Source organism: Variovorax sp. PBL-H6, assembly GCF_901827155.1.
Taxonomy (GTDB): Bacteria; Pseudomonadota; Gammaproteobacteria; order Burkholderiales; family Burkholderiaceae_C; genus Variovorax.
This window is the reverse complement of record NZ_LR594659.1, coordinates 1,798,538-1,819,066: the sequence shown is the minus strand read 5'-3', so window position 1 is coordinate 1,819,066 and position 20,529 is coordinate 1,798,538. Positions and strand designations below refer to the sequence as shown.

General features: G+C 65.7%; 18 protein-coding genes. 6 read left to right on the top strand and 12 right to left on the bottom strand.

What is annotated here, in order from left to right:
* Positions 1-39 precede the first annotated feature (39 nt).
* A complete protein-coding gene (locus G3W89_RS08670; RefSeq protein ID WP_162573697.1) occupies positions 40-2,958 on the bottom strand; it encodes a molybdopterin oxidoreductase family protein in 2,919 nt (972 codons plus the stop codon).
* Between the two features lie 94 nt (positions 2,959-3,052).
* Between G3W89_RS08670 and G3W89_RS08665 the strand changes: the two genes are divergently transcribed.
* Complete coding sequence (locus G3W89_RS08665) at positions 3,053-3,955, top strand: LysR family transcriptional regulator (RefSeq protein ID WP_162573696.1); 903 nt, start codon at positions 3,053-3,055, stop codon at positions 3,953-3,955.
* A 29-nt stretch (positions 3,956-3,984) separates the two neighbouring features.
* Here G3W89_RS08665 and G3W89_RS08660 read toward each other — a convergent pair whose 3' ends face one another.
* Positions 3,985-4,947 carry a bifunctional enoyl-CoA hydratase/phosphate acetyltransferase gene (locus G3W89_RS08660; RefSeq protein WP_162573695.1) on the bottom strand — a complete coding sequence of 321 codons (963 nt, stop codon included), beginning with the start codon at positions 4,945-4,947 and terminating at the stop codon, positions 3,985-3,987.
* A gap of 16 nt (positions 4,948-4,963) precedes the next feature.
* Entirely contained in the window at positions 4,964-6,775 is a 1,812-nt protein-coding gene (gene xsc / locus G3W89_RS08655; RefSeq protein WP_162573694.1) for a sulfoacetaldehyde acetyltransferase, read from the bottom strand.
* A 161-nt stretch (positions 6,776-6,936) separates the two neighbouring features.
* Between xsc and G3W89_RS08650 the strand changes: the two genes are divergently transcribed.
* The 5 genes from G3W89_RS08650 (at position 6,937) to G3W89_RS08630 (ending at position 13,241) form a co-directional block, all read left to right on the top strand.
* The gene (locus G3W89_RS08650) at positions 6,937-7,767 is read left to right on the top strand and encodes an IclR family transcriptional regulator (RefSeq protein WP_162573693.1); all 831 of its coding nucleotides are present in this window, start codon (positions 6,937-6,939) and stop codon (positions 7,765-7,767) included.
* Positions 7,768-7,878: 111 nt separating this feature from the next.
* A complete protein-coding gene (locus G3W89_RS08645; RefSeq protein WP_162573692.1) occupies positions 7,879-8,835 on the top strand; it encodes an AAA family ATPase in 957 nt (318 codons plus the stop codon).
* 146 nt (positions 8,836-8,981) lie between these two features.
* Entirely contained in the window at positions 8,982-10,706 is a 1,725-nt protein-coding gene (locus G3W89_RS08640) for a cobaltochelatase CobT-related protein (RefSeq protein ID WP_162573691.1), read from the top strand.
* Positions 10,707-10,852: 146 nt separating this feature from the next.
* The gene (locus G3W89_RS08635) at positions 10,853-12,541 is read left to right on the top strand and encodes a sensor histidine kinase (protein WP_162573690.1); all 1,689 of its coding nucleotides are present in this window, start codon (positions 10,853-10,855) and stop codon (positions 12,539-12,541) included.
* Between the two features lie 13 nt (positions 12,542-12,554).
* Entirely contained in the window at positions 12,555-13,241 is a 687-nt protein-coding gene (locus G3W89_RS08630) for a response regulator (protein ID WP_162573689.1), read from the top strand.
* A 13-nt stretch (positions 13,242-13,254) separates the two neighbouring features.
* On the opposite strand, the gene G3W89_RS08625 is transcribed toward G3W89_RS08630, so the two are convergent.
* The 9 genes from G3W89_RS08625 to G3W89_RS08585 form a co-directional block, all read right to left on the bottom strand.
* Positions 13,255-14,166, bottom strand: coding sequence for a type II secretion system F family protein (locus G3W89_RS08625; RefSeq protein WP_162573688.1), 912 nt, complete (start codon positions 14,164-14,166; stop codon positions 13,255-13,257).
* A gap of 13 nt (positions 14,167-14,179) precedes the next feature.
* The gene (locus G3W89_RS08620; RefSeq protein WP_162573687.1) at positions 14,180-15,172 is read right to left on the bottom strand and encodes a type II secretion system F family protein; all 993 of its coding nucleotides are present in this window, start codon (positions 15,170-15,172) and stop codon (positions 14,180-14,182) included.
* A 20-nt stretch (positions 15,173-15,192) separates the two neighbouring features.
* Positions 15,193-16,566: a CpaF family protein gene (locus G3W89_RS08615; RefSeq protein WP_162573686.1), complete on the bottom strand. Its 1,374-nt coding sequence runs from the start codon at positions 16,564-16,566 to the stop codon at positions 15,193-15,195.
* Positions 16,567-16,601: 35 nt separating this feature from the next.
* Positions 16,602-17,753, bottom strand: a complete 1,152-nt coding sequence (locus G3W89_RS08610; RefSeq protein ID WP_162573685.1) for an AAA family ATPase — start codon at positions 17,751-17,753, stop codon at positions 16,602-16,604.
* Between the two features lie 20 nt (positions 17,754-17,773).
* Positions 17,774-18,205, bottom strand: a complete 432-nt coding sequence (locus tag G3W89_RS08605; protein WP_162573684.1) for a TadE family protein — start codon at positions 18,203-18,205, stop codon at positions 17,774-17,776.
* Positions 18,202-18,630: a TadE/TadG family type IV pilus assembly protein gene (locus G3W89_RS08600; protein ID WP_232076419.1), complete on the bottom strand. Its 429-nt coding sequence runs from the start codon at positions 18,628-18,630 to the stop codon at positions 18,202-18,204. The genes G3W89_RS08605 and G3W89_RS08600 overlap by 4 nt, the downstream gene beginning before the upstream one ends.
* Positions 18,631-18,638: 8 nt before the next feature.
* The gene (locus G3W89_RS08595; protein WP_162573682.1) at positions 18,639-19,919 is read right to left on the bottom strand and encodes a pilus assembly protein TadG-related protein; all 1,281 of its coding nucleotides are present in this window, start codon (positions 19,917-19,919) and stop codon (positions 18,639-18,641) included.
* 110 nt (positions 19,920-20,029) lie between these two features.
* On the bottom strand, positions 20,030-20,242 hold the full coding sequence (locus tag G3W89_RS08590; protein WP_162573681.1) for a Flp family type IVb pilin: 213 nt from the start codon (positions 20,240-20,242) through the stop codon (positions 20,030-20,032).
* A 59-nt stretch (positions 20,243-20,301) separates the two neighbouring features.
* Entirely contained in the window at positions 20,302-20,511 is a 210-nt protein-coding gene (locus G3W89_RS08585; RefSeq protein ID WP_162573680.1) for a Flp family type IVb pilin, read from the bottom strand.
* Between the last annotated feature and the right edge of the window lie 18 nt (positions 20,512-20,529).

Below are 20,529 nucleotides of genomic sequence, written 5' to 3'. Positions count from 1 at the left end.
GCTGCCCAGCGGACGCAATCAGGTCTTTCAGCCACAGCATCATTTTCTTTTCCTTCCCGCAAAGTAGGTGAGCACGTTGGCGGCTTTCCCCAGGACGCCCGGCGCCGCCGGGACGCTGGCGATCTGCGGGAAGCTCTCGTGCGGTTCCTCCGGCTCAGCGGGCCGGATGCGCACGCGCACGTCGTACCAGCCGGCTTGGCCGGTGATCGGATCGGAGTTGCTGATGGTCTTCCCGGCGAAAGGCAGCTCCTCGGAGATCAGGTGGTTCAGCAGGAAGCCCTTGCGTGCCTCGTCGGCGCCGGGTGCAAGCTGCCATGCGCCGTCGGCCTTGCCGATGGCATTCCAGGTCCACACGGTGCCGGGCTCCACGGCCTCGCTGTAGCGCAGCATGCAACGCACCTTGCCCCACTGGCTCTCGACCCAGCACCAGCCGCCGTCGGCAATGCCGGCCGCTTTCGCGGTCATCGGATTCACATGCAGGTAGTTGTGGCTGTGGATCTGACGAAGCCACGCATTCTGCGAATCCCAGGAGTGGTACATCGCCATCGGCCGCTGCGTGATGGCATTGAGCGGATAGGCCTCCAGCTCGGTGGCGGCCTCTTCGAGCGGCGGATACCAGAAAGGCAACGGATCGAAGTAGGTGTCGATGCGCTCGCGCAGCGCCTCGGGCGGCTGGCGGCCCCCGCTCTTGCCCTGGGCCGCGAGGCGGAAGCTCTGCAGCGTGTCGGAATACAGCGCGAGCTGCACCACGTCGTTCTTCTGGCGCCAGCCCTTGTCCTTGGCGAAGTCCAGGTACTCGCGGTTCCAGTTGCGCATGTAATGCATCGTCTCGGGCATGTGGTACTGGAACACGCAGTTGTTCTGGGCGTAGGCCTCCCACTGCTTCGGATTCGGGTCGCCGCGCAGGTGCTGGTCGCCGTCCTTGCCGCGCCAACCCATCAGGAAGCCGATGCCCGGCTGCGGCTGGAAGTTGACGACGAAATCCGGGTAGCCGGTGAACTTGCGCTCGCCTTCCGGCGTGGTGAAGGCCGGAAACTTCATGCGCGACGCCAGTTCGATCAGCACCTCCTGGAAGGGCTTGCACTCGCCGGTGGGCGGCACGACAGGAATGCGCACCGAATCCACCGGCCCATCGAACTCGGAGATCGGCCGGTCGAGCATGCTCATCACGTCGTGCCGCTCGAGGTAGGTGGTGTCGGGCAGCACCAGGTCGGCAAAGGCCACGGTCTCGCTCTGGAAGGCATCGCAGACGACGAGGAACGGGATCATGTATTCGCCCTGCTCGTCCTTGCGGTTGAGCATCTCGCGCACCGCCATCGTGTTCATGCTGGAGTTCCAGGCCATGTTGGCCATGAAGATCAGCAGCGTGTCGATGCGGTAGGGGTCGCCCTTCACCGCGTTGGTGATCACGTTGTGCATGAGCCCGTGGGCCGAGAGCGGGTGCTCCCACGAGAAGGCGTGGTCGATGCGGATCGGCGAGCCGTCCGGGTTGATGGCCAGCTCGTCAGGATTGGCGGGGAAGCCCAGCGGCGCCGCGTTGAGGGGCGTGTTCGGCTGGATCATCTCCGGCGCATTGAAGGCGCGGTAGTTGGGGACGATGTGGCGCGGGTACGGTGCCTTGTGCCTGAAGCCGCCGGGGGCATCGATGGTGCCCAGCACGCTCATCAGCACCGCGAGCGCACGCACGGTCTGAAAGCCGTTCGAATGTGCGGCCAGCCCGCGCATTGCGTGGAAGGCCACGGGGCGTGCCTGGGTCGTCGGATGCTTCTTGCCCCAGGCATCGGTCCAGGGGATGGGCAGCTCGAAGGCCTGCTGCAGCGCCGTCTCGCCCATCTCGCGCGCCAGCTTGCGGATGCGCTCGGGGTCGATGCCGGTGATGGCCGATGCCCACTCGGGCGTGCAGCTCGCCACGCGCTCGCGCAGCAGCTGGAACGAGGGCGCGACGCGGGTGCCGTCAGCCAAGGTGTAGTGGCCTTCGAGCGCCGGGTCGCAGCCGTCGGCGATACCTTCCGGATATGCCGGCTTCACGCTGCCCGAAGCCTTGTCCCACACCAGCTTGTTGTGCGGGTGGCGGCCGTCGCCCGGCGGACCGCGTTCGGGGTCGAACGCGAACAGGCCCTGGCGCTCGCAGTCGTCCAGCACCACCAGCTGCGGGGCGTTGGTAAAGCGCTTGAGCGAGGCGTGGTCCACGAGATCGTTCGCGATCAGCTCGTGCAGCAGCGCCATGAAGAGCGCGCCGTCGGTGCCGGGCTTGATCGGAATCCATTCGTCGGCAATGGCGGAGTAGCCGGTGCGCACCGGGTTGATCGAGATGAAGCGCCCGCCATTGCGTTTGAACTTGGCGATGGCGATCTTCATCGGGTTGCTGTGGTGGTCCTCCGCGGTGCCGATCATCACGAAGAGCTTGGCGCGATCGAGGTCGGGGCCGCCGAATTCCCAGAAGCTGCCGCCCACCGTGTAGATCATGCCGGCGGCCATGTTGACCGAGCAGAAGCCGCCGTGCGCCGCGTAATTGGGCGTGCCGAACTGGCGCGCGAACAGGCCGGTCAGCGCCTGCATCTGGTCGCGTCCGGTGAAGAGCGCGAACTTCTTCGGGTCGGTGGCGCGGATCTTCGAGAGGCGCTCGGTCAGCAGCTCGAAGGCGCGCTCCCAGCTGATCGGCTCGAACTCCCCTGCCCCGCGATCGCTGCCGGGCTTGCGCAGCAGCGGCTGCGTGAGCCGCGCCGGCGACACCTGCTTCATGATCCCGGAGGCGCCCTTGGCGCAGATCACGCCCTGGTTCAGCGGATGGTCGGGGTTGCCGTCGATATAGCGCACCTCGCCGTCGCGCAGGTGCACGCGAATGCCGCAGCGGCAAGCGCACATGTAGCAGGTGGTGGTCTTGACCTCGGTGTCGGCCGTGGGCGTCGGCGACGCCAGCGGATCGTGAATGGGCTCGCGCGAAAGAAAGTTGAGCAAGGCGCCGGCTCCGGTTGTCTGTTGGTCGTGGGGGTTCTCTCTACCCATGATAGGGTTCGGCGTCTGAACAAGAAAGCAGGTAATTCAGTTCACCATGACCGAAAAAACCGATCATCGCCTGCGCTTCACCCTGCGCCAGCTCGAGGTCTTCGCGGCCACTGCGCGCGAAGGCTCGACGCGCGCCGCGGCCGGCCGCGTCGCGCGCTCGCAGTCGGCTGCCAGCGCCGCGCTCGCCGACCTGGAGGCCGCGCTCGGCACCCAGCTGTTCGACCGCATCGGTCGCCGCCTGGTGCTCAACGAGAACGGCCGCGCGCTGCTGGCGCGCTCGGTCTCGCTGGTGGACCAGGCAGCCGAGCTGCAGGCCCTGTTCTTCACCGACCAGCAGACGCCGCTGCGCGTTGCGGCCAGCTTCACCACGGGCGAGTACCTGCTGCCCGGCATCGTGCTGCGGTGGAAAGAGGAGAACCCGCAGGCGCGCGCGCGGCTGATCATCGGGAACAGCACCGACGTGATCTCTGCGGTGGTCGGCTTCGACGCCGACGTGGGCTTCATCGAGGGCCGGCAGACGCATCCCGACCTTGCGGTGCACCGATGGCTCAGGGACGAGATGGTCATCGTGGCCGCGCCGACGCACCCGCTGGCGGGACGCACGGCCGGTGTGCGCGAGCTGGCAGAGGCAGGATGGGTGCTGCGCGAGGAAGGCTCCGGCACGCGCGAGGCCACCAACGACTGGCTGGGCCGGCGCGTCGGCGCGCTGCACATCGAGTTCGAGCTGGGCAGCAGCCACGCCATCAAGCGCGTGGTGGCCTCGGGCGTGGGCGTGGGCTGCATGTCACGTTATGCGGTGGCCGATGCGCTGGCCGATGGGTCGCTGGTGGAGCTGAAGACCACCCTGCCGAAGAACTCGCGTGCGCTGTCGATCGTGCTGCACCGCGAGAGGCGGCCGGGGCGCACGATGCAGGGCTTCATCGACTTCTGCAAGGGCGCGGCGGGATAGGGATCGGACATCGCACTCGGATGCTCTCGTCAGCCTGGATCTTGCGCAGCCCCCAGCACCGCCAGCGCCACCGACGCAATGCGCGAAGACAGCGAGTCCGCACGCGAGGTCAGCACGATCGGCACGCGCGCTCCCAGCACCAGCCCTGCGCATTCGCCGCCGCCGATATAGATGAAGCTCTTGTAGAGCATGTTGCCGGCATTGAGGTCGGGCACCAGCAGCAGGTCTGCATCGCCGGCCACGCGCGAGTCGATCTTCTTGATGCGTGCGGCCTCTGCCGAGATCGCGTTGTCGAAGCCGAACGGCCCTTCGACGATCGCGCCGGGCCAGGCGCCGGCGCGCGCCATCGCGACCAGCGCCTGCGCATCGACGGTGGCCGGGATGGCCGGGTTCACCGTCTCCACCGCGGCCACGATGCCGACCTTGGGCTCGGCGATGCCAAGCTTGTGCAGCAGCGCAATGGCGTTGCCGAGGATGTCGCGCTTGGCGTCCAGCGAAGGCGCGATGTTGACCACGCAATCGGCCAGGCCCAGCAACTTGGGGTAGCGCGGCAGGTCGAACAGGAAGAGATGGCTGATGCGCGTCTCGCCGCGCAGGCCGGTGGTCTTGTCGACCACGGCGGACATCAGCTCGTCGGTGTGCAGCGAGCCTTTCATGAGCGCGGCCACCTCCCCCCGGCGCGCCATGGCGACAGCGCGGCGCGCGCTCTCGGCAGCGGTGTCGCTGCAGTCGATGATCTCGAAATCGTCGGCGTCGATCGCGGCCGCGCCCGCCGCGCGCAGGATGTCCTCGCGAGGACCTATCAATACGGGATGCGCGAGCTCCGCGTCGCGCATGCGCGCGGCCGCATCGAGCGCCGCAGCGTCGCAGGGGTAAACCAGCCCGACGCGCACCCGCCCCGCCCTCGCCCGCTCGCGCGCCTGGTTGACCAGGGCGTCGAGCCGCGGATGCATCGTGGTCTCGCTCACTGCCCGCAGAAGCGCTTGATTCATGAGGTTCCAGACAGAGTCAGGTGAAGTCCTTGTACTTGTCGAGCAGGCGGATCGGCTTGGCGAGCGCGTCGCGACGGAACGGGTCGCCCAGCTCGCGCGTGCACATCACCTCGATCACCGTGGTCTTGCCCTGGTTCATCTGCATGTCGACCGCCTTCTTGAGCGCGGGGCCCACGTCCTCCAGCTTGTCGACCACGATGCCCTCGGCGCCCATCGCCTTGGCGATGCCCGCGAAGCTCTCGCTCTCCAGCTCGCCGGCGACGAAGCGGCGGTTGTAGAAGTCGACCTGGTTCTTCTTCTCCGCGCCCCACTGGCGGTTGTGGAAGACCACCGCCGTCACCGGGATGTCGTGGCGCACGGAAGTCATGATCTCGACCATGCTCATGCCCCAGGCGCCGTCGCCCGCGTAGGCGATGGCCGGGCGGTCGGGCGCCGCCAGCTTGGCGCCGATCATGGTGGGCAGCGAGTAGCCGCAGTTGCCGAAGCTCATCGGCGCGAAGAAACTGCGTGGCTCCTCGAAGCGCAGGTAGCTGTTGGCCACGGCGTTGATGTTGCCGATGTCCGTGGAGACCATGGCGCGCGGCGGCATGGCCTTCTCGAGCTCGCGCAGCACCTGGCGCGGATGCAGCCAGTTGCCGCCTTCCTTCTCGGCCTCCTGGATCATGTCGAGGCTGTAGGGGTCGCGCTCATGGGTCCAGCCGTCGAGCTCTTTCTCCCACGCGGCCTTCTCTTCCTTGATCTTGGCGGCGCGCTCGGCCTTGGTGGCATCGCAGGCAAGCGTGCGGTCTGCCAGTCGCCCGAGCAGCGCCTTGGCGACGGCCTTGGCATCGCCGTGGATGCCGACGGTGATCTTCTTCACGAGGCCCAGGTTGGTGTGGTCGGCTTCGACCTGGATGATCTTGGCCTGCTTGGGCCAGTAGTCCATCCCATGCTGCGGCAGCGTGCCGAAAGGGCCCATGCGCGAGCCGAGCGCGAGCACCACGTCGGCCTGCGCGATCAGCTTCATCGCGGCCTTGCTGCCCTGGTAGCCGAGCGGGCCGGCCCACAGCGGATGGCTGGCGGGGAAGGAGTCGTTGCGCAGGTAGCCGTTGGCCACCGGCGCGCCCAGGCGCTCGGCCAGTGCCTTGCATTCCTCGACCGCGTCGCCCATCACGACGCCGCCACCCGAGAGGATGACCGGGAACTTGGCGGTCGCCAGCAGCTCGACCGCGGCGGCCAGGCTGTTCTCGCCGCCCGAGCCGCGTTCCACGCGCATGGGCTTGGGAATCTCGCACTCGACCTCGCCGTAGAAGTAGTCGCGCGGGATGTTGAGCTGGGTCGGGCCCATCTCGGAGATCGCGCGATCGAAGCAGCGCGCCGTGTACTCGGCCATGCGCTTGGGGTTGTTCACATGGCCCTGGTACTTGGTGAATTCCTGGAACATCGGCAACTGATTGGCTTCCTGGAAGCCACCCAGGCCCATGCCCATGGTGCCGGTTTCGGGCGTGACGATCACCACCGGGCTGTGCGCCCAGTAGGCCGCCGCGACGGCAGTCACGCAGTTGCTGATGCCGGGGCCGTTCTGGCCGATCACCACGCCATGCCGGCCGGAGACGCGCGCGTAGCCGTCAGCCATGTGGCCGGCACCCTGCTCGTGCACCACCGGAATCAGGCGGATGCCCGCGGGTGCAAAGATGTCCATTGCATCCATGAAGGCCGAGCCCATGATGCCGAACATGTCAGTCACGCCGTTGGCGACCATGGTTTCGACGAAGGCCTCGGAAGGCGTCATCTTCTGCACGCCTGTGACAGCGGCGCGGGCGGGCGTGGCGGGGGGTTGCTTGGTCATGGAAGGTCTCCTTGGGGGTCGGGGAAGAGCGCAGGGTTTCTCGAAAGTTGGAACCGATGGTTCCGGAAATCGTGTTGGCGGAATATAGGACGCTGCCCGGCTTGCGTCAAACAAAATTCCAAAAATCGGTACTCGTTGTCCCGTTTTTTGTTGAAACGACTATGATCCGGCCCATGAAAGTCGTCAATGGTTTGAAACCCGAGCCCGCCGAGCTCAACGGCGACACGCCCACCATGCGCCTGTTCGCATTGCTGGAGGTGATCGCCGCGAAGGACCAGCGCTACGCGCTCCAGGATCTGGTCGAAGCCACCGGCCTGCCCAAGCCCACGCTGCACCGCATGCTCCAGCAGATGGAGAGCGCGGGGCTGCTGCAGCGCGAGGGCGACAGCCGCCTCTATGGCATCGGCACGCGGCTGCGGCGGCTGGCCGAGAACCTGCTGTTGAACGACAGCCACCACGGCGCGCGCCACACCGTGCTGCGCCAGCTGGTGGAGGAGATCGGCGAGAGCTGCAACCTCACAGCGCTTTCCGGCAGCGAAGTGGTCTACCTCGACCGGGTCGAAACCGCGGCGCCGCTGCGCTTCTACCTGCACCCGGGCTCGCGGGTGCCGGTGCACTGTTCGGCCAGCGGCAAGGTCTTCCTCGCACAGATGAGCCCGGCACAGCGCCGGCGCCTGCTGGCTCACGCGCCGCTGGAGGCCTACACGCCCAGGACGCTGACCGACCTGGACGCGCTGGAGCGCGAGGTCCAGCGGGTGCGCAAGGACGGGTGCGCCTTCGACAACGAGGAGTTCCTGCCCGGCCTGCTGTGCATCGCGGCGCTGGTGCCGAGCGAGAACGGGCCTTCGAACCTGTGCATCGCGGTGCAGGCACCGGTGATGCGCATGGACATGGAAAAGGCGAAGAAGCTGCTGCCCGCATTGCAGCGAGCGGCTCTTGCCCTGTCGCGCATCGACGCAGACACCGAGGCCGACGCGCGCGCCCAGGCATGAGCTCACCCTTCGGCTTGCCCACTTTGCGGGGCCGCCAACCCCCTCACCGGGCGCACCACCGACGGCTTGGCGAGGCCGGTTCCATGGTGTTCCCGGAATTGGAGAAGTGAAATGACCGACATCGCCTCCCTCAAGCCCGAGCGCCTGCTGAGCGTGCGCGAAGTCTTCGGCATCGACAGCGACCTGATGGCTCCGGCCTTCGCGGAGCGCGACGACCACGTGCCCGAAGTCGACGCCGTCTACCGCTTCAACCCCGACGTGACGCTCGCCATCCTGGCCGGCTTCATGCGCGACCGGCGCGTGATGGTGCAGGGCCTGCACGGCACCGGCAAGTCCACCCACATCGAGCAGGTGGCGGCGCGGCTGAACTGGCCGTGCGTGCGGCTCAACCTCGACGGCCATATCAGTCGTCTCGACCTGGTGGGCAAGGACGCGGTCGTGCTGCGCGACGGGCAGCAGGTGACGGAGTTCCAGGAAGGCATCGTGCCCTGGGCGCTGCAGCGGCCCGTTGCGTTGATCTTCGACGAGTACGACGCGGGCCGGCCTGACGTGATGTTCGTGATCCAGCGCATCCTGGAGCAGGGCGGCAAGTTCACGCTGATGGACCAGAACCGGGTGCTGCAGCCGCATCCCTCCTTTCGCCTGTTCGCTACGGCCAACACGGTGGGCCTCGGCAACCTCAACGGGCTTTACCACGGCGCGCAGCGGCTCAACCATGCGCAGATCGATCGCTGGAACATCGTGGCATCGCTGGACTACCTGCCTGCGGAAGAAGAGATCGCGATCGTGCAGGCGCGCGTGCCCTCGATGAAGAACGAGGCCGGGCACGCGATGGTGCGCGCGATGGTCGCGGTCGCCGATCTCACGCGCAAGGGCTTCGCGGCGGGCGACCTGTCGACGCTGATGTCGCCGCGCACCGTGATCACCTGGGCCGAGAACGTGGAGATCTTTCGGGACCCGGCGCTGGCTTTTCGGCTCTCCTTCGTGAACAAGTGCGACGAGGCTGAGCGGGCGCTGGTGGCGGAGTATTTTCAGCGGTGTTTCGATCTGGAGCTGAAAGAGGAATGACGCTCTCCCCCAGGTTGGCTCACTTCGTGTAGCCGCCCACCCCCTCGCCGGGGACAACACCAGCGGCCCGGCAAAGCCGGTTCCGCGGTGTTCCCCGAACTGCGCCGCATGCTGCATTTGGCATGCTGAAGAAATGAGAGAGTGCCGTGAGCGATACACAGAAACAGTTGCGGCATGCGCAGCAGATCGACGAGCTCTGCGCCGCCTTCATCCGCGCCTACAGCGGCGAGCCCGACCTGCATTTCCGCGGCCAGCGCCTGCACCGCGGCCGCCAGCCCCTGCCCTGGTACGCACCGCACCTGCACCCTTCCCCCGACCACGACGACTTCGCTTCCTTCCGCGGCACGGCGGATGGCCTGGCGCTGCGTCTCAGCGCATCGGACGCCGCCCTGCACGAACGCTTGCGCCCCGAGGAACCTGTCGAGCGCATGCTGTTCGAGATGCTGGAGCAGTTCCGCGTGGAATCGCTGGCGCCCGAGGCCATGCCCGGCATGCGGCGCAACCTGCGGCATCGCCATGAACAGTGGTCCCTGTCCTTTCACCACTCCGGCCTGACCGATACCGCGCGCGGCCTGCTGCTGTATGCGGTCGCGCAGATCTGCCGCGCGCGCGTCAGCGGCCAGCAGGTGGTGGAGGAAACCGAGGACATGCTCGAGGCGACCCGCTTCGCACTCTCGCCGCTGATCGGCCATGCACTCGCAGGCCTGCGACGCGAGCGCGCCGACCAGGCTGGCTATGCGGTACACGCCCGCGCGATCGCACGCACGGTGGCGACGATGCTGCATGCCGCGGGCGAAGGCGAGCAAGAAGAGGAAGACAGCGACGCCGAGCCCGACGACAAGCGCAATGTCTTCAGCCTGATTGCCGACATGGACCGCGAGATCGTCGATGCATTCACCACCGCCGATTCGGGCCGCAGCACGCTGCTGGAGGGCGAAGGCGTTGCCTACCGCGTCTTCACCACGGACTACGACCGCGAGCACGAGGCTGCCTCGCTGGTGCGCCGGGAACTGCTCGTTCAGCTGCGCGATGCGCTGGATCGCCGCATCGCCGCGCAAGGGATCAACATCGCCCGCCTTGCACGCGAACTGCGCGCCCTGCTGGCCGAGCCCCAGCGCGAAGGCTGGGACGGCGCGCAGGAGGAAGGCCGCATCGACGGACGCCGCCTGGCACAGCTGGTGGCCTCGCCCACCGAGCGGCGGCTGTTCCGCACCGAGCGCCTGGAGCCTGCAGCCGATTGCGTGGTCGGTTTCCTGATCGACTGCTCGGGCTCGATGAAGGCCCATGCCGAGTCGGTGGCAATGCTGGTCGACGTGATGGCCCGCGCGCTGGAGCAGGCGGGCGTGGCCAGCGAGGTCCTCGGCTTCACCACCGGCGCGTGGAACGGCGGGCGAGCCCGGCGCGACTGGCTGCGAGCCGGCCGGCCGACGCACCCGGGCCGCCTCAACGAGCGCTGCCACCTCGTCTTCAAGGACGCCGCCACGCCCTGGCGCCGCGCGCGCCCGGCGATCGCCGCCCTGCTCAAGCCCGACCTGTTCCGCGAAGGCTGCGATGGCGAGGCGGTGGACTGGGCCTGCGAGCGCCTCCACGCGCGCGTCGAGGAGCGCAAGCTGCTGCTCGTCCTGACCGATGGCTCGCCGATGGACAGCGCCACCCAGCTGGCCAACGACGTCCACTACCTCGACCACCACCTGCAGGACGTGGTGGCGCGACACGAGCAGGCCGGCCGCATCGGCATCGCAGGCGTCGGCGTGGGGCTGGACCTGAGTCCGTACTACAGCCGCAGCCATGTACTGGACCTCGCAGGCTCCCGGGGCTCGGCGATGTTCCGCGAGCTCGTCACGCTGATCGGCGGGTTTCATCGACGCTGAGCCCCCCGGGCTCGCTTCGTGATTTTTTTCACACAAAAGGCTCACCACCCCCGGGGCAACACCACCTACATCTGCTTACCAAAGTAGTAACCTGTGAACAATTCACATGCCACATGCAAAGTGGGCGGACGCCAGGAGGACAACAGATGCAAGCTTGGGGGCTGGAGCGAAAGCCGGAGATCGATGCGAGCCTCGCGGCGGAGCCCGGCGACGCCCGCATGGTGGCGCGGATGCGGCTCGTGCTCTCCGTTTCCGCGCTGCTCGCGGTGTTCGTCGACCCAAGCAGCCTGGGAGGCGTAGGAGGCTCGACCTGGCTGCTCTTCTGCGGCTACATCCTGCACAGCCTGGTGGTGTATGTCTATTCGGAGCTGGAGGCGCCGCTGTCGCAAAGCCGGGTGATCCATTGGCTGGACATCGGCTGGTGCGCCCTGATCGTGCACATGACGGGCGGCGTCCACAGCGCCTTCTTCCTGTTCTTCTTCTTCGGCATCCTGACCTCCTCCTTCCGCTGGGGTTTCGAGGAAGGCGCCCGGGTGACGCTGGCTTCGATCGCCCTTTTCGCGGTCTGCGTCATGCCTTCGGCCACCGAGCAGGATCTTCCGCGGCTGCTGCTGCGCTCGACCTTCATCCTGGCGCTCGGCTACATGATCATCTATTGGGGCCGCTCCAAGGTGGAGCTCAAGCGGCGGCTGGCATTGCTGCGCGCCGTCACCCGCCTGTCGAACCCGCGCTTCGGCGTCGACCACACCGTCACCGGCATTCTCGAAAAGATCCAGCGCTTCTTCCTGGAGAGCAGCGGCTGCCTGCTGGTCGTGCGCGACAAGGAGTCCGGCGCCTGCTCATTGCGCACCATCCGGCAGGGCGATGTCCATCGCTCGCCCCAGGCCGAACGGGTCGCGCCGGAACTGGCCGCATTGCTGATGGCGCTCGCGCCTTGCCGCGCAGCGATCTATCACCGCGCGCGTTGGTTCCGCATGCCCGGCGTCGCTGGCGCATCCACCTACGACGGCGAGAAGGGGCGATGGACGACCGAAACCCATCCCGCATTCGAGGGGCTGGCCGAGCTGCTCGATGCCAAGTCCTTCATCAGCGTACCGGTCAGGCTGCGCAAGAGCGAGGGCCGCCTGTACGTCCTGTCCCGGCACGGTGTGTTCCACCGGCCCGATGCGCTGTTCCTCGGGCACGTGGTCGCGCAGGCGTTCCCCGTGGTCGAGAACATCGAGCTGCTCGACCGCATGGCCTCCGACGCGGCAATGCAGGAGCGGCAGAAGATCGCGCTGGACCTGCACGACACGGCCGTCCAGCCCTACATCGGCCTGAAGATGGGCCTCAGTGCGCTGCGCAACAAGGCCGCCGCGGACAACCCGCTGCTGGAGGACCTCGACAAGCTGCAGGACATGGCGGCCCACGTCATCGGCGACCTGCGCCGGTATGCGGGGGCGGTGCGCAACGGGCTGGACCGGTCGGAGCTGTCGGTGCCGACGCTGCTGCGGCAGCAGGTGGCACAGGTGCGCGACTTCTACGGCATCGACATCGCGGTCTCCGTGGACGGCGATCTCAAGGTGAACGACCGCATGGCGGCGGAGATTCTGCAGATCGTCCGCGAGGGCCTGAACAACATCTGCAAGCACACGCTCGCGCACTGCGGCGCGGTCAAGCTGGCCTGCGCGGACGGCCTGCTCAGCGTGGAGATCGAGAACGAGGCCGACGGCACGCAGTCGATCGAATTCCTGCCGCGCTCGATCTCCGAACGGGCCAATGCCCTTGGCGGCATGGCCAGCGTGAGGCGCGGCACTGGCGGGGGCACATCGGTGCACGTCGAGATACCCATGTAGGAGGCGGAAGAAGATGCAACCAGCGACGAAGCCGATCGGGGTCATGGTGGTCGACGATCACCAGACGATGCTATGGGGCCTGTCCAGGCTGATCGACGGCGAGAAGCCGCGCATGCAGGTGGTCGGCACGGCCAGGAACTGCGAGGAGGCACTGGAGCAGGTCGGCCAGCTCAGCCCCGACGTCATCCTCCTGGACCTCGACCTCGACGGCAGGAGCGCGCTGGACATCCTGCCCGGCCTGCTGTCGAACCCTGCCTCACGCGCCCTGATCCTGACCGGCGAACGCGAGCAGAAGACGCTGGACAGGGCCGTCCTGCAAGGCGCCCGCGGCGTCCTGCGCAAGGACGCCTCGGCCGAGCAGGTGCTGCGGGCGATCGAGCGGGTGCACCGCGGCGAGCTCTGCATGGACGCCGAGACGATGAGCCGCGTCTTCTCGAAATTCATGGCCGCGCGGCAGAGCCCCCAGGCCGACCCCGAGGCCGAGAAGCAGGCCACCCTGACCACCAAGGAGCACCAGATCATCGGTGCCGTGGTCCAGGGCGGCGGCGCCTGCAACAAGTCACTGGCGAAGCAGCTCTTCATCACCGAGCACACGCTGCGCAATCACCTGACTTCGATCTACCAGAAGCTCGATGTGGCGAATCGGCTGGAGCTGTATGTGTATGCGATGAAGCACCAGATGGACAAACTGCCGAGCTGACGCGGCTCGATCGTCACGTTCCTCCGCCGATCATCGGGAGGACGTTGCGAACGATCTGGATCGCGGCTGGCCCGAGGATCACCATGAGGATGGACGGGAAGATGCACAGGACCAGCGGGATGAGCATCTTGGTCGGCACCTTGGCGGCCAACATTTCCGCGCGAACCTGCCGCTTGTGACGCAGGTCCTCCGAGAAGACCCTCAACGATTCGCCGATGCTGGTCCCGAAACGGTCGGCCTGCGCCAGCATCGTGGCGAAGGTCTGGATCTCCTCCACGCCCGTGCGGATGGCCAGGTTGCGCAGCGACTTCTCGCGCGTGCCACCGGCACGCATCTCCAGATTGGTCCAGTGGAGTTCTTCGGCCAGCGCGATGCTCTTGACCTTCATCTCGTCCGTCACCTTGGCCAGCCCGGCGTCGAGGCCGAGGCCGGCTTCCACGCATACCAGCATCAGATCGGCGGCGTCCGGGAAGTTCTCGAAGATCTCGCGCTTTCTAGACCTGACGACCCAGGACAGGATCAGGTTCGGGAGATAGCACCCCAGCAGAGCGGCCACGGCGAGCCAAAGCATCAAAGAGACTCCCGCCAACTGCGTCGACGTTCTCAGGAAAAGAAATGCCAGTCCCGCCAGGGCGAACGGCAGCAAGGTCTTGGTCCCGAAGAAGACGATGTACGCGTCCGGATGCCGGATTCCCGCGTTGAGAAACTTGATGCGCAGGGGCGACGCCTTGTCCATGTCTGCCGGTGTCGAGAGCTGGGCGAAGGAGCCCACGATCTTCACCGCGGTCTCGGTCCATTGCGATTTGCCATCGTCGCCGGCGAACGCCTGCAGCCGTTGCTCTGCATGGCTGGGAGTCAGCCACACCAGCAGGCCGACAAGCGTCAGCGTCACGGCCAGGAAGATGAGGACGGGGAACAGCAGCATTTGCACTCTCCTTCTAGACGCGGATCTTGATGATCCTGATGAGGATCAAAACACCGAATGCCATGAGCACGAGCATGTACTTCACGATCGCGATGCCGAGGGGATCCTTCCAGAGCGGCGACATGAAGGCCGGATTGAAGGCGTTCAGCAATGCGGCCAGTGCAAAGGGCATGAGACCCAGAATCCAAGCCGACAACCGCCCTTCGGACGACAGCACCTTCACCCGCGAAAGGAGCTTGAGTCGCTCCCGGATCAACCGGCTCAGGTTGCCAAGCACCTCGGTCAAGTTGCCGCCCGAGTCGCGTTGGATCATGACGGCCACGACAAAGTAGCGCAGGTCGGTCAGCGGAATTCGTTCGCTCAGGTTCGCCAGAGCCTGGGGCAGCGATACGCCGAAATTGACTTCGTCGCTGACGATGCGGAACTCGTTGGCAATCGGCTCCGTCATTTCCTCGCCGATCATCTGCAGGCCGGACGCAAAGGAATGGCCGGAGCGCAAGGCCCGGACCACCAGATCCAGTGCCTCTGGCAACTGCCGTTCCAGTTTGCTCAGTCGGCGCCTGCGCACGTGCTGCACCACGAGCAGCGGCAGTATCGTCAGCAGGCCACCGCACGCGGCTCCGGACAGGAAGGGCTGATGGAGAACGCCCACCACCAGGACGAAGCCCATGGCACCCGTGGCTGCGCACCAGAGGAGGAGCATCGAGACCGTCGTGTCGAGGTCGGCCTGCAGGATGAACCGGTCCAGGGCATGCATCCGCGGCACCCTGAGCAAGAGCCGCTGGAGCGCCGGGACGTCGCTCAACAGGCGTTCCCTCGCCAAGTGCGCCTGGCTGGTCGTGTCGTTCGAAGCCGACAGCGCCCGCAGCCGCTTCTCGATCTTCTTGGCCTCGGGTCCCTTGTAGGACTTCCAGATGAGATACAGGCCTTCCAGCACCAGCAGCACGGTCACGAAGACCAGCACCGAAATGATCAGGAAGACGTTGGCCTCCAAGGTCTGCAGCATGGCAGTGACTCCTTCTTCGTCTATTGAAGTCGCTTGGTGGGATCGAACATGGCATCGGGCAGGGCGATGCCGAAAGCGCGCAGCCGCTCGGCGAACTTCGGCCGCACGCCGGTCGCATGGAAGTAGCCCTCGACCTGACCCTCGGCGCCGACGCCGGTTTGCTTGAAGGCGAAGATCTCCTGCATGGTGATGACCTCGCCCTCCATGCCCGTGATCTCCTGGATGCTGGTGATCTTGCGCCTGCCGTCGATCAACCTCAGCGCCTGAATCACCACCGTGATGGCCGAGGCGATCTGCGAGCGGGCGGCCTTGTGCGGAAGGTTGAGGTTGGCCATTCCGATCATGTTCTCGAGGCGCGACACCGCATCGCGCGGCGTGTTCGCGTGGATGGTGGTGAGCGAGCCTTCATGGCCGGTATTCATCGCCTGCAACATGTCGAAAGCCTCGGCCCCACGCACCTCGCCGATCACGATGCGATCGGGCCGCATGCGCAAGGCGTTGCGCACCAACGCGCGCTGCGTGATCTCCCCTTTGCCCTCGATGTTCGCCGGCCGCGTTTCCATGCGGATGACGTGGGGCTGCTGCATCTGGAGTTCAGCCGCGTCCTCGATGGTCACGATCCGCTCGGACTCCGGGATGTAGCCTGAGAGGATGTTCAGCAAGGTGGTCTTGCCCGCACCGGTTCCCCCGGAGATGAGCATGTTGACCTTGGCCTTGCTCAGGCCTTCCAGCATGAACGCCATCTGCGGCGTCAGGCTCTTCAGGTCCTGGACCAGGTTCTCCATCTTCAATGGAATGTGGGCGAACCGGCGGATGGACATCATCGGCCCATCCAGCGCCACAGGCGGGATCACCGCATTGACGCGTGAGCCATCGGGCAGCCGGGCGTCGACCATCGGGCTCGACTCGTCGATCCGACGCCCCACCAGCGAAACGATCTTGTCGATGATCCGCAGCAGATGCTTCTCGTCGGTGAAGCTCACGTTGGTGTGCTCCAGCCGTCCCTTGCGCTCGACGTAGATCTGGTCGTAGGAGTTGACCAGGATGTCCGATACCGTCGGGTCCGCCATCAGCAACTCGATCGGGCCGAAGCCCAGCATCTCGTGCTGGATATCTCGTATCAGGGTGCGCTTCTCGATGTCGTTGAGGGCTTCGCGCTCCTCGAGAAGCAGCCGGCCAACCATGCCGGAGATTTCGTGCCGCAGGTCTTCGGGCGAAAGTGTTTCGAGCGCGGCGAGATCGAATTTCTCGAGTAGCTTCAGATGCATCCTGCCCTTGAGCAACTTGTAGGAGTCCGCCTCGATCTGGTTGCCCAACGAGTCGGAGGCAAGCTGAAGCGGTTGGCGCGCGACGGGTTCCATCGCGGCGGCGTCAAGTTTTTCTCGAAATGACATGGTGGGCTGCCTTGTGGTGATTGGACGAGCGCGCTCTATGCTCTTCGGAAGAGCCGCGCAAAGAAACTGGTGTTCTGCTCTTGCCGGGGACTCAGTGCCAACGCGAAGTCCGCCAGGCTCCTGCTGACCGGATTGGCGCGAGAGATCTCCACCAGGGGAACGCCGCGGTTGACGGAGGCATTGACCTCCTTGCAGGACTCCACAAGCGTGAGCACCGGGGCCACGCCCAGCGAGCGCTGTATTTCGCTGATGCCGATTTCGCCCGTCTTCTCGAAGCGATTGACGATCAGGTCCACCTTGGCTGCCGGGTAGCCCAGTGACTTGAACACCGCCAGCAGCTTGTTGGCGTTGCGTATGGAGGGCAGTCCCGGCTGCAGCACGGGGTAGACGCGATGGGCCCGATCGAGGGCGCGGATCACCAGGGTGTTCAGGTTGCGGCCGACGTCGAGCAGAACAAAGTCGTACAGCGTGACGGCCAAGCCGAGGATCGCATCGATGTGTTCCGCCTTGACCTCCATGGCCTTGGAAATGTCCTCCGGCGCTGCCAGGACGCTGAAGTTCGGCGCCACCTTGACGGTGCTGGCCACGAGAAAAGACGCATCCAGCCTGCTGATGTCGTGCGCGACGTCCGCGACGGTGGAGATCGGCTTGCCGTCGCTGACGAAAGACAGCGCATCGCCGAACTGCAGGTTCAGATCGATGAGCAGCACCGAACTGGTCTGGGCCAGCTGGTAGCCCAGGTTGGTCGCCACGAAGGTCGCACCGCTGCCGCCCTTGCAAGGAATGAAGGCCAGGATCTTGCCGACCTCGGGCCGCTGCACCCTTTGCAGTTTGGCTGCGACGCGCCCTACCGCCGCTTCCAGCGCGGGCGCGCTCACCGGTGAGGGGAGCACCTCGCGCACGCCGGCTCGCATCGAGTTGATGAGGAACTCCGGCGACTGCGTAGCGCACAGCAGGATGACCGCCACGCCAGGGTGGTGCGTCGTGACGTACTCGACCAGCGTCAGCTCGTTCGGGTCGCAGCACATGCCGTCCACGAGCATGAGGTCCGGGCGCTCTTGCTCGGCGACCACGTGCATCTTGCTCTTGCCGCCATCGACAACGGTCACGGTATGCGCCTGCGCCGTGAGCACCTTGCTCATTTCCGAGAGATGGTTCTTGTTGGGCGAGATGATCGAAATCTTCATGGCTTTCTTCCAGGCAATGTTTACGAGCAAATGGCCGCGCTGTTGGGGTCCTGCCGCATGATCTCGCGGGGCAGGAAGGTCGAAAAAGTCGGCATGGCAATGGGTGCAAGCGCGGCAGCGCCTGCAATCGGCGAGATCCATTGATAGTTGAGGCCCGTGATCGTCACCGTGACCCCTTCGCAGGTCGCGGAGTTGCAACCCGCCGGCGCCCAGGCGACATCGATCGTGGTGATCTGCGGCAGGAGCGACCGCATCTTGGCGAGCACCAGCGCCTGGCTGGCGGTGTCGTCGCACACGACGGCATAGCGCGCGCCCGCCCGGGTTGCCTCGCTCGCGGCGTTCCAAGTGAAGAGCATTCGCGCGAAGTCCGTGATGCCGAGCAAGAAGGTGAGAAACAGGATCAGGACGAGCGCGAACTCGACGGTGCTCGCGCCCTGGTGTCTGCGGCTCATAGCGGTGCCCTCATGGTGGCGGTGATGTCGCTGTAGGTGAAGGGCCCGAGCGGCACGCCGAACACGGTGTTGACCAGCGGCTGGAACTGGTAGTTGGAAACCTTCACCGTGACCGTGTTGATCAAGGGGTTGGTGCCTGTGGTCTGCCATACCGGCGCCTGCACTTTTGCCAAGGTCAGTCCTCGGGCGAGCGGCGTTCCGGTCCCTGCCAGATTGCCGTACACGATCAGATTGGCGGCTTCCGCCGTGTGCGTGTTCTGGGTCTGAATGGAGAGATAGCGCACGCCGTCGCGCACCGACTTCGTGACGAGGTTGTACTCGTGCATCGCTCGCCCGAACTCGGTGACCGTCAAAGTCAGCACCAGCAGGAAGGGCAGGATGAGTGCGAACTCCACCAGTGCGGCGCCATATTGCCCGTTTTTCATGTGGCATCTCATCGCACCAGCACCGGTACGAGCGGGCCCGCCGTGCCGCCGGCCAGACCATTGGTGGTACAGGGCACGGCGGCGCTCGCAGAATTGCCGCGGAACTCGAGGTGGCCGTCGTCCTTGGGGCCGCTCAGCGGATGCAGCATGAACATGCAGGCATAGTCGACGACCTTCGATGCCGCGTTGATCACTGGAACGGTGACCAGCCGGCGGCTGTATCCATAGAGCGCGTGCTGCCCACCACTGCCCGGCGTGGCGAGTGACTTGAAGCTGTTGAGCTGATTCGCGTTGCCGAAGACGATCGAGCTGCCGGCCTTCAGGTCGGTGCCCGTGTCGTCGAACGAGGCGAATGCGGCGCGCTTGGTGATGTAGTTCGCGGCCGTCGGGTGGGAGCCGGCTGCGGGCGTTCCCGCGTAAGCGTTCTGCGGCACGGCATTCTTCCAGTTCGTGCTGGTGTAGGAGTAGCCAGTCATGTCGGGGTGGTTGACGCTCGGGTTGTAGTCGGCGTTCTTGTAGATGCCGAACCGATAGTTCCACGGGGTGTCGACCGTCGTCTGTGCGCCGGGCGTACCCAGGACGTCGCCAATCCGGGTACCGCACGATCCACCCTCGGACAGCTCGTCGCGGGTATCGCTCGCACTTGTGCTGCCGTTGAGGTTGTACCAGCCGAGCTCGCCAGAGCCGGGGGTTCTGTCGCCATACACCGTTACCCATTCGCCGACCTGGAAGCCGTAGTTGGGGGCCGTTCCGCCGGCTTTTGGCTTCAGCCCGATCGGGATCGGGCAGGTGCTCTGCGCGCTCGACCGGGTCGCAACGGCGATTGCCAGCACATCCCGCAGCGCCGGGTTGCCTGCCGTGTCTCCGGAGAATGCGCCCATCGCTTGCATCAGCCACAGGCTGATGTTCTTCTGCGCGTGCTCGCATTGCGCGTACTTCGCGCTGGCAGGCACGATGGTCGGCGCGTAGGCCGCATCTCGAAAGCTGATGTCCGCGTCGACGATCTGGCCCTGACCACTCCAGGTCGCCGATTGCATGTTGACGCGGTTGAGGTTGCCTGCCGATTTGCCGGCACTCCTGGCGCGCGTGATGGCGGTGCCTTGCCCGTCGAGCTCCTGGGCGGCTGCCAGCGCGCAACTGTCCAAGGCGGTCTGTAGCTCCGTCTTCACCACGAAGAGGTGGCCGAAGTCCAGGGCGATGCCCATGAAGCCGAGGAGAAACAGGAGCAGGAATGCCACCGTCACGATGACAGCGCCGCGTTGGCGATGGCGTGAAACCGGGCTGTTCATGGTGCCGTTTCCTTCAGAGTGGAGGGAAAAATCGATCTGCAGAGAGGCGCAGCAAGCGAGCCGTCGACACGGAGTCCAAGGGGCCCGCTGCTGTGCACTCGGCTCTCGTGCTAGGCGCAGGTCCCGCCTGTCTTCAGGCAGTTGCCGACGCGAGTGATGAAGTCGGTAAACGGATTGCCTGGCCCCGTGAGGCCCTTGAGCGCGAGCACCAGGGCGATCGAAACCACCGCGATGATGAGCGCGTACTCGACGACTTGCGCGCCCTCTTCATCCTTTGCGAAGGAGCCGAACGAGGTGCAGATGGCGTTGAAGAGCTTGTTCATTTGAGTATCCAATCTGAGAGTTGAGTTGAATGAATTGAGTTTTCAGCGAGCCGTGGGCCTCAGGCGCAGGTCCCACCGGTCTTCAAGCAATTGCCCACGCGGGTGATGAAATCCGAGAAGCTGGTGCCGGTCGTCAGTGCCTGCAGCGCAAGCACCAGGGCAATGGAGACGACCGCGATGATCAAGGCGTATTCGACGACTTGGGCACCGTCATCGTCTTTCAGCAGAGACTTCGCCCAGGTTCTGAACGCGTTAAGAGAGCCATTCATGGGTTTTCCTTTCAAGGA

Excerpts from the sequence above, each read along its gene's own strand:
- G3W89_RS08665 (WP_162573696.1), top strand. The coding sequence starts at position 3,053 with ATGACCGAAAAAACCGATCATCGCCTGCGCTTCACCCTGCGCCAGCTC.
- G3W89_RS08660 (WP_162573695.1), bottom strand. The coding sequence starts at position 4,947 with ATGAATCAAGCGCTTCTGCGGGCAGTGAGCGAGACCACGATGCATCCG.
- xsc (WP_162573694.1), bottom strand. The coding sequence starts at position 6,775 with ATGACCAAGCAACCCCCCGCCACGCCCGCCCGCGCCGCTGTCACAGGC.
- G3W89_RS08650 (WP_162573693.1), top strand. The coding sequence starts at position 6,937 with ATGATCCGGCCCATGAAAGTCGTCAATGGTTTGAAACCCGAGCCCGCC.
- G3W89_RS08645 (WP_162573692.1), top strand. The coding sequence starts at position 7,879 with ATGACCGACATCGCCTCCCTCAAGCCCGAGCGCCTGCTGAGCGTGCGC.
- G3W89_RS08635 (WP_162573690.1), top strand. The coding sequence starts at position 10,853 with ATGCAAGCTTGGGGGCTGGAGCGAAAGCCGGAGATCGATGCGAGCCTC.
- G3W89_RS08630 (WP_162573689.1), top strand. The coding sequence starts at position 12,555 with ATGCAACCAGCGACGAAGCCGATCGGGGTCATGGTGGTCGACGATCAC.
- G3W89_RS08625 (WP_162573688.1), bottom strand. The coding sequence starts at position 14,166 with ATGCTGCTGTTCCCCGTCCTCATCTTCCTGGCCGTGACGCTGACGCTT.
- G3W89_RS08620 (WP_162573687.1), bottom strand. The coding sequence starts at position 15,172 with ATGCTGCAGACCTTGGAGGCCAACGTCTTCCTGATCATTTCGGTGCTG.
- G3W89_RS08615 (WP_162573686.1), bottom strand. The coding sequence starts at position 16,566 with ATGTCATTTCGAGAAAAACTTGACGCCGCCGCGATGGAACCCGTCGCG.
- G3W89_RS08610 (WP_162573685.1), bottom strand. The coding sequence starts at position 17,753 with ATGAAGATTTCGATCATCTCGCCCAACAAGAACCATCTCTCGGAAATG.
- G3W89_RS08605 (WP_162573684.1), bottom strand. The coding sequence starts at position 18,205 with ATGAGCCGCAGACACCAGGGCGCGAGCACCGTCGAGTTCGCGCTCGTC.
- G3W89_RS08600 (WP_232076419.1), bottom strand. The coding sequence starts at position 18,630 with ATGAAAAACGGGCAATATGGCGCCGCACTGGTGGAGTTCGCACTCATC.
- G3W89_RS08595 (WP_162573682.1), bottom strand. The coding sequence starts at position 19,919 with ATGAACAGCCCGGTTTCACGCCATCGCCAACGCGGCGCTGTCATCGTG.
- G3W89_RS08590 (WP_162573681.1), bottom strand. The coding sequence starts at position 20,242 with ATGAACAAGCTCTTCAACGCCATCTGCACCTCGTTCGGCTCCTTCGCA.
- G3W89_RS08585 (WP_162573680.1), bottom strand. The coding sequence starts at position 20,511 with ATGAATGGCTCTCTTAACGCGTTCAGAACCTGGGCGAAGTCTCTGCTG.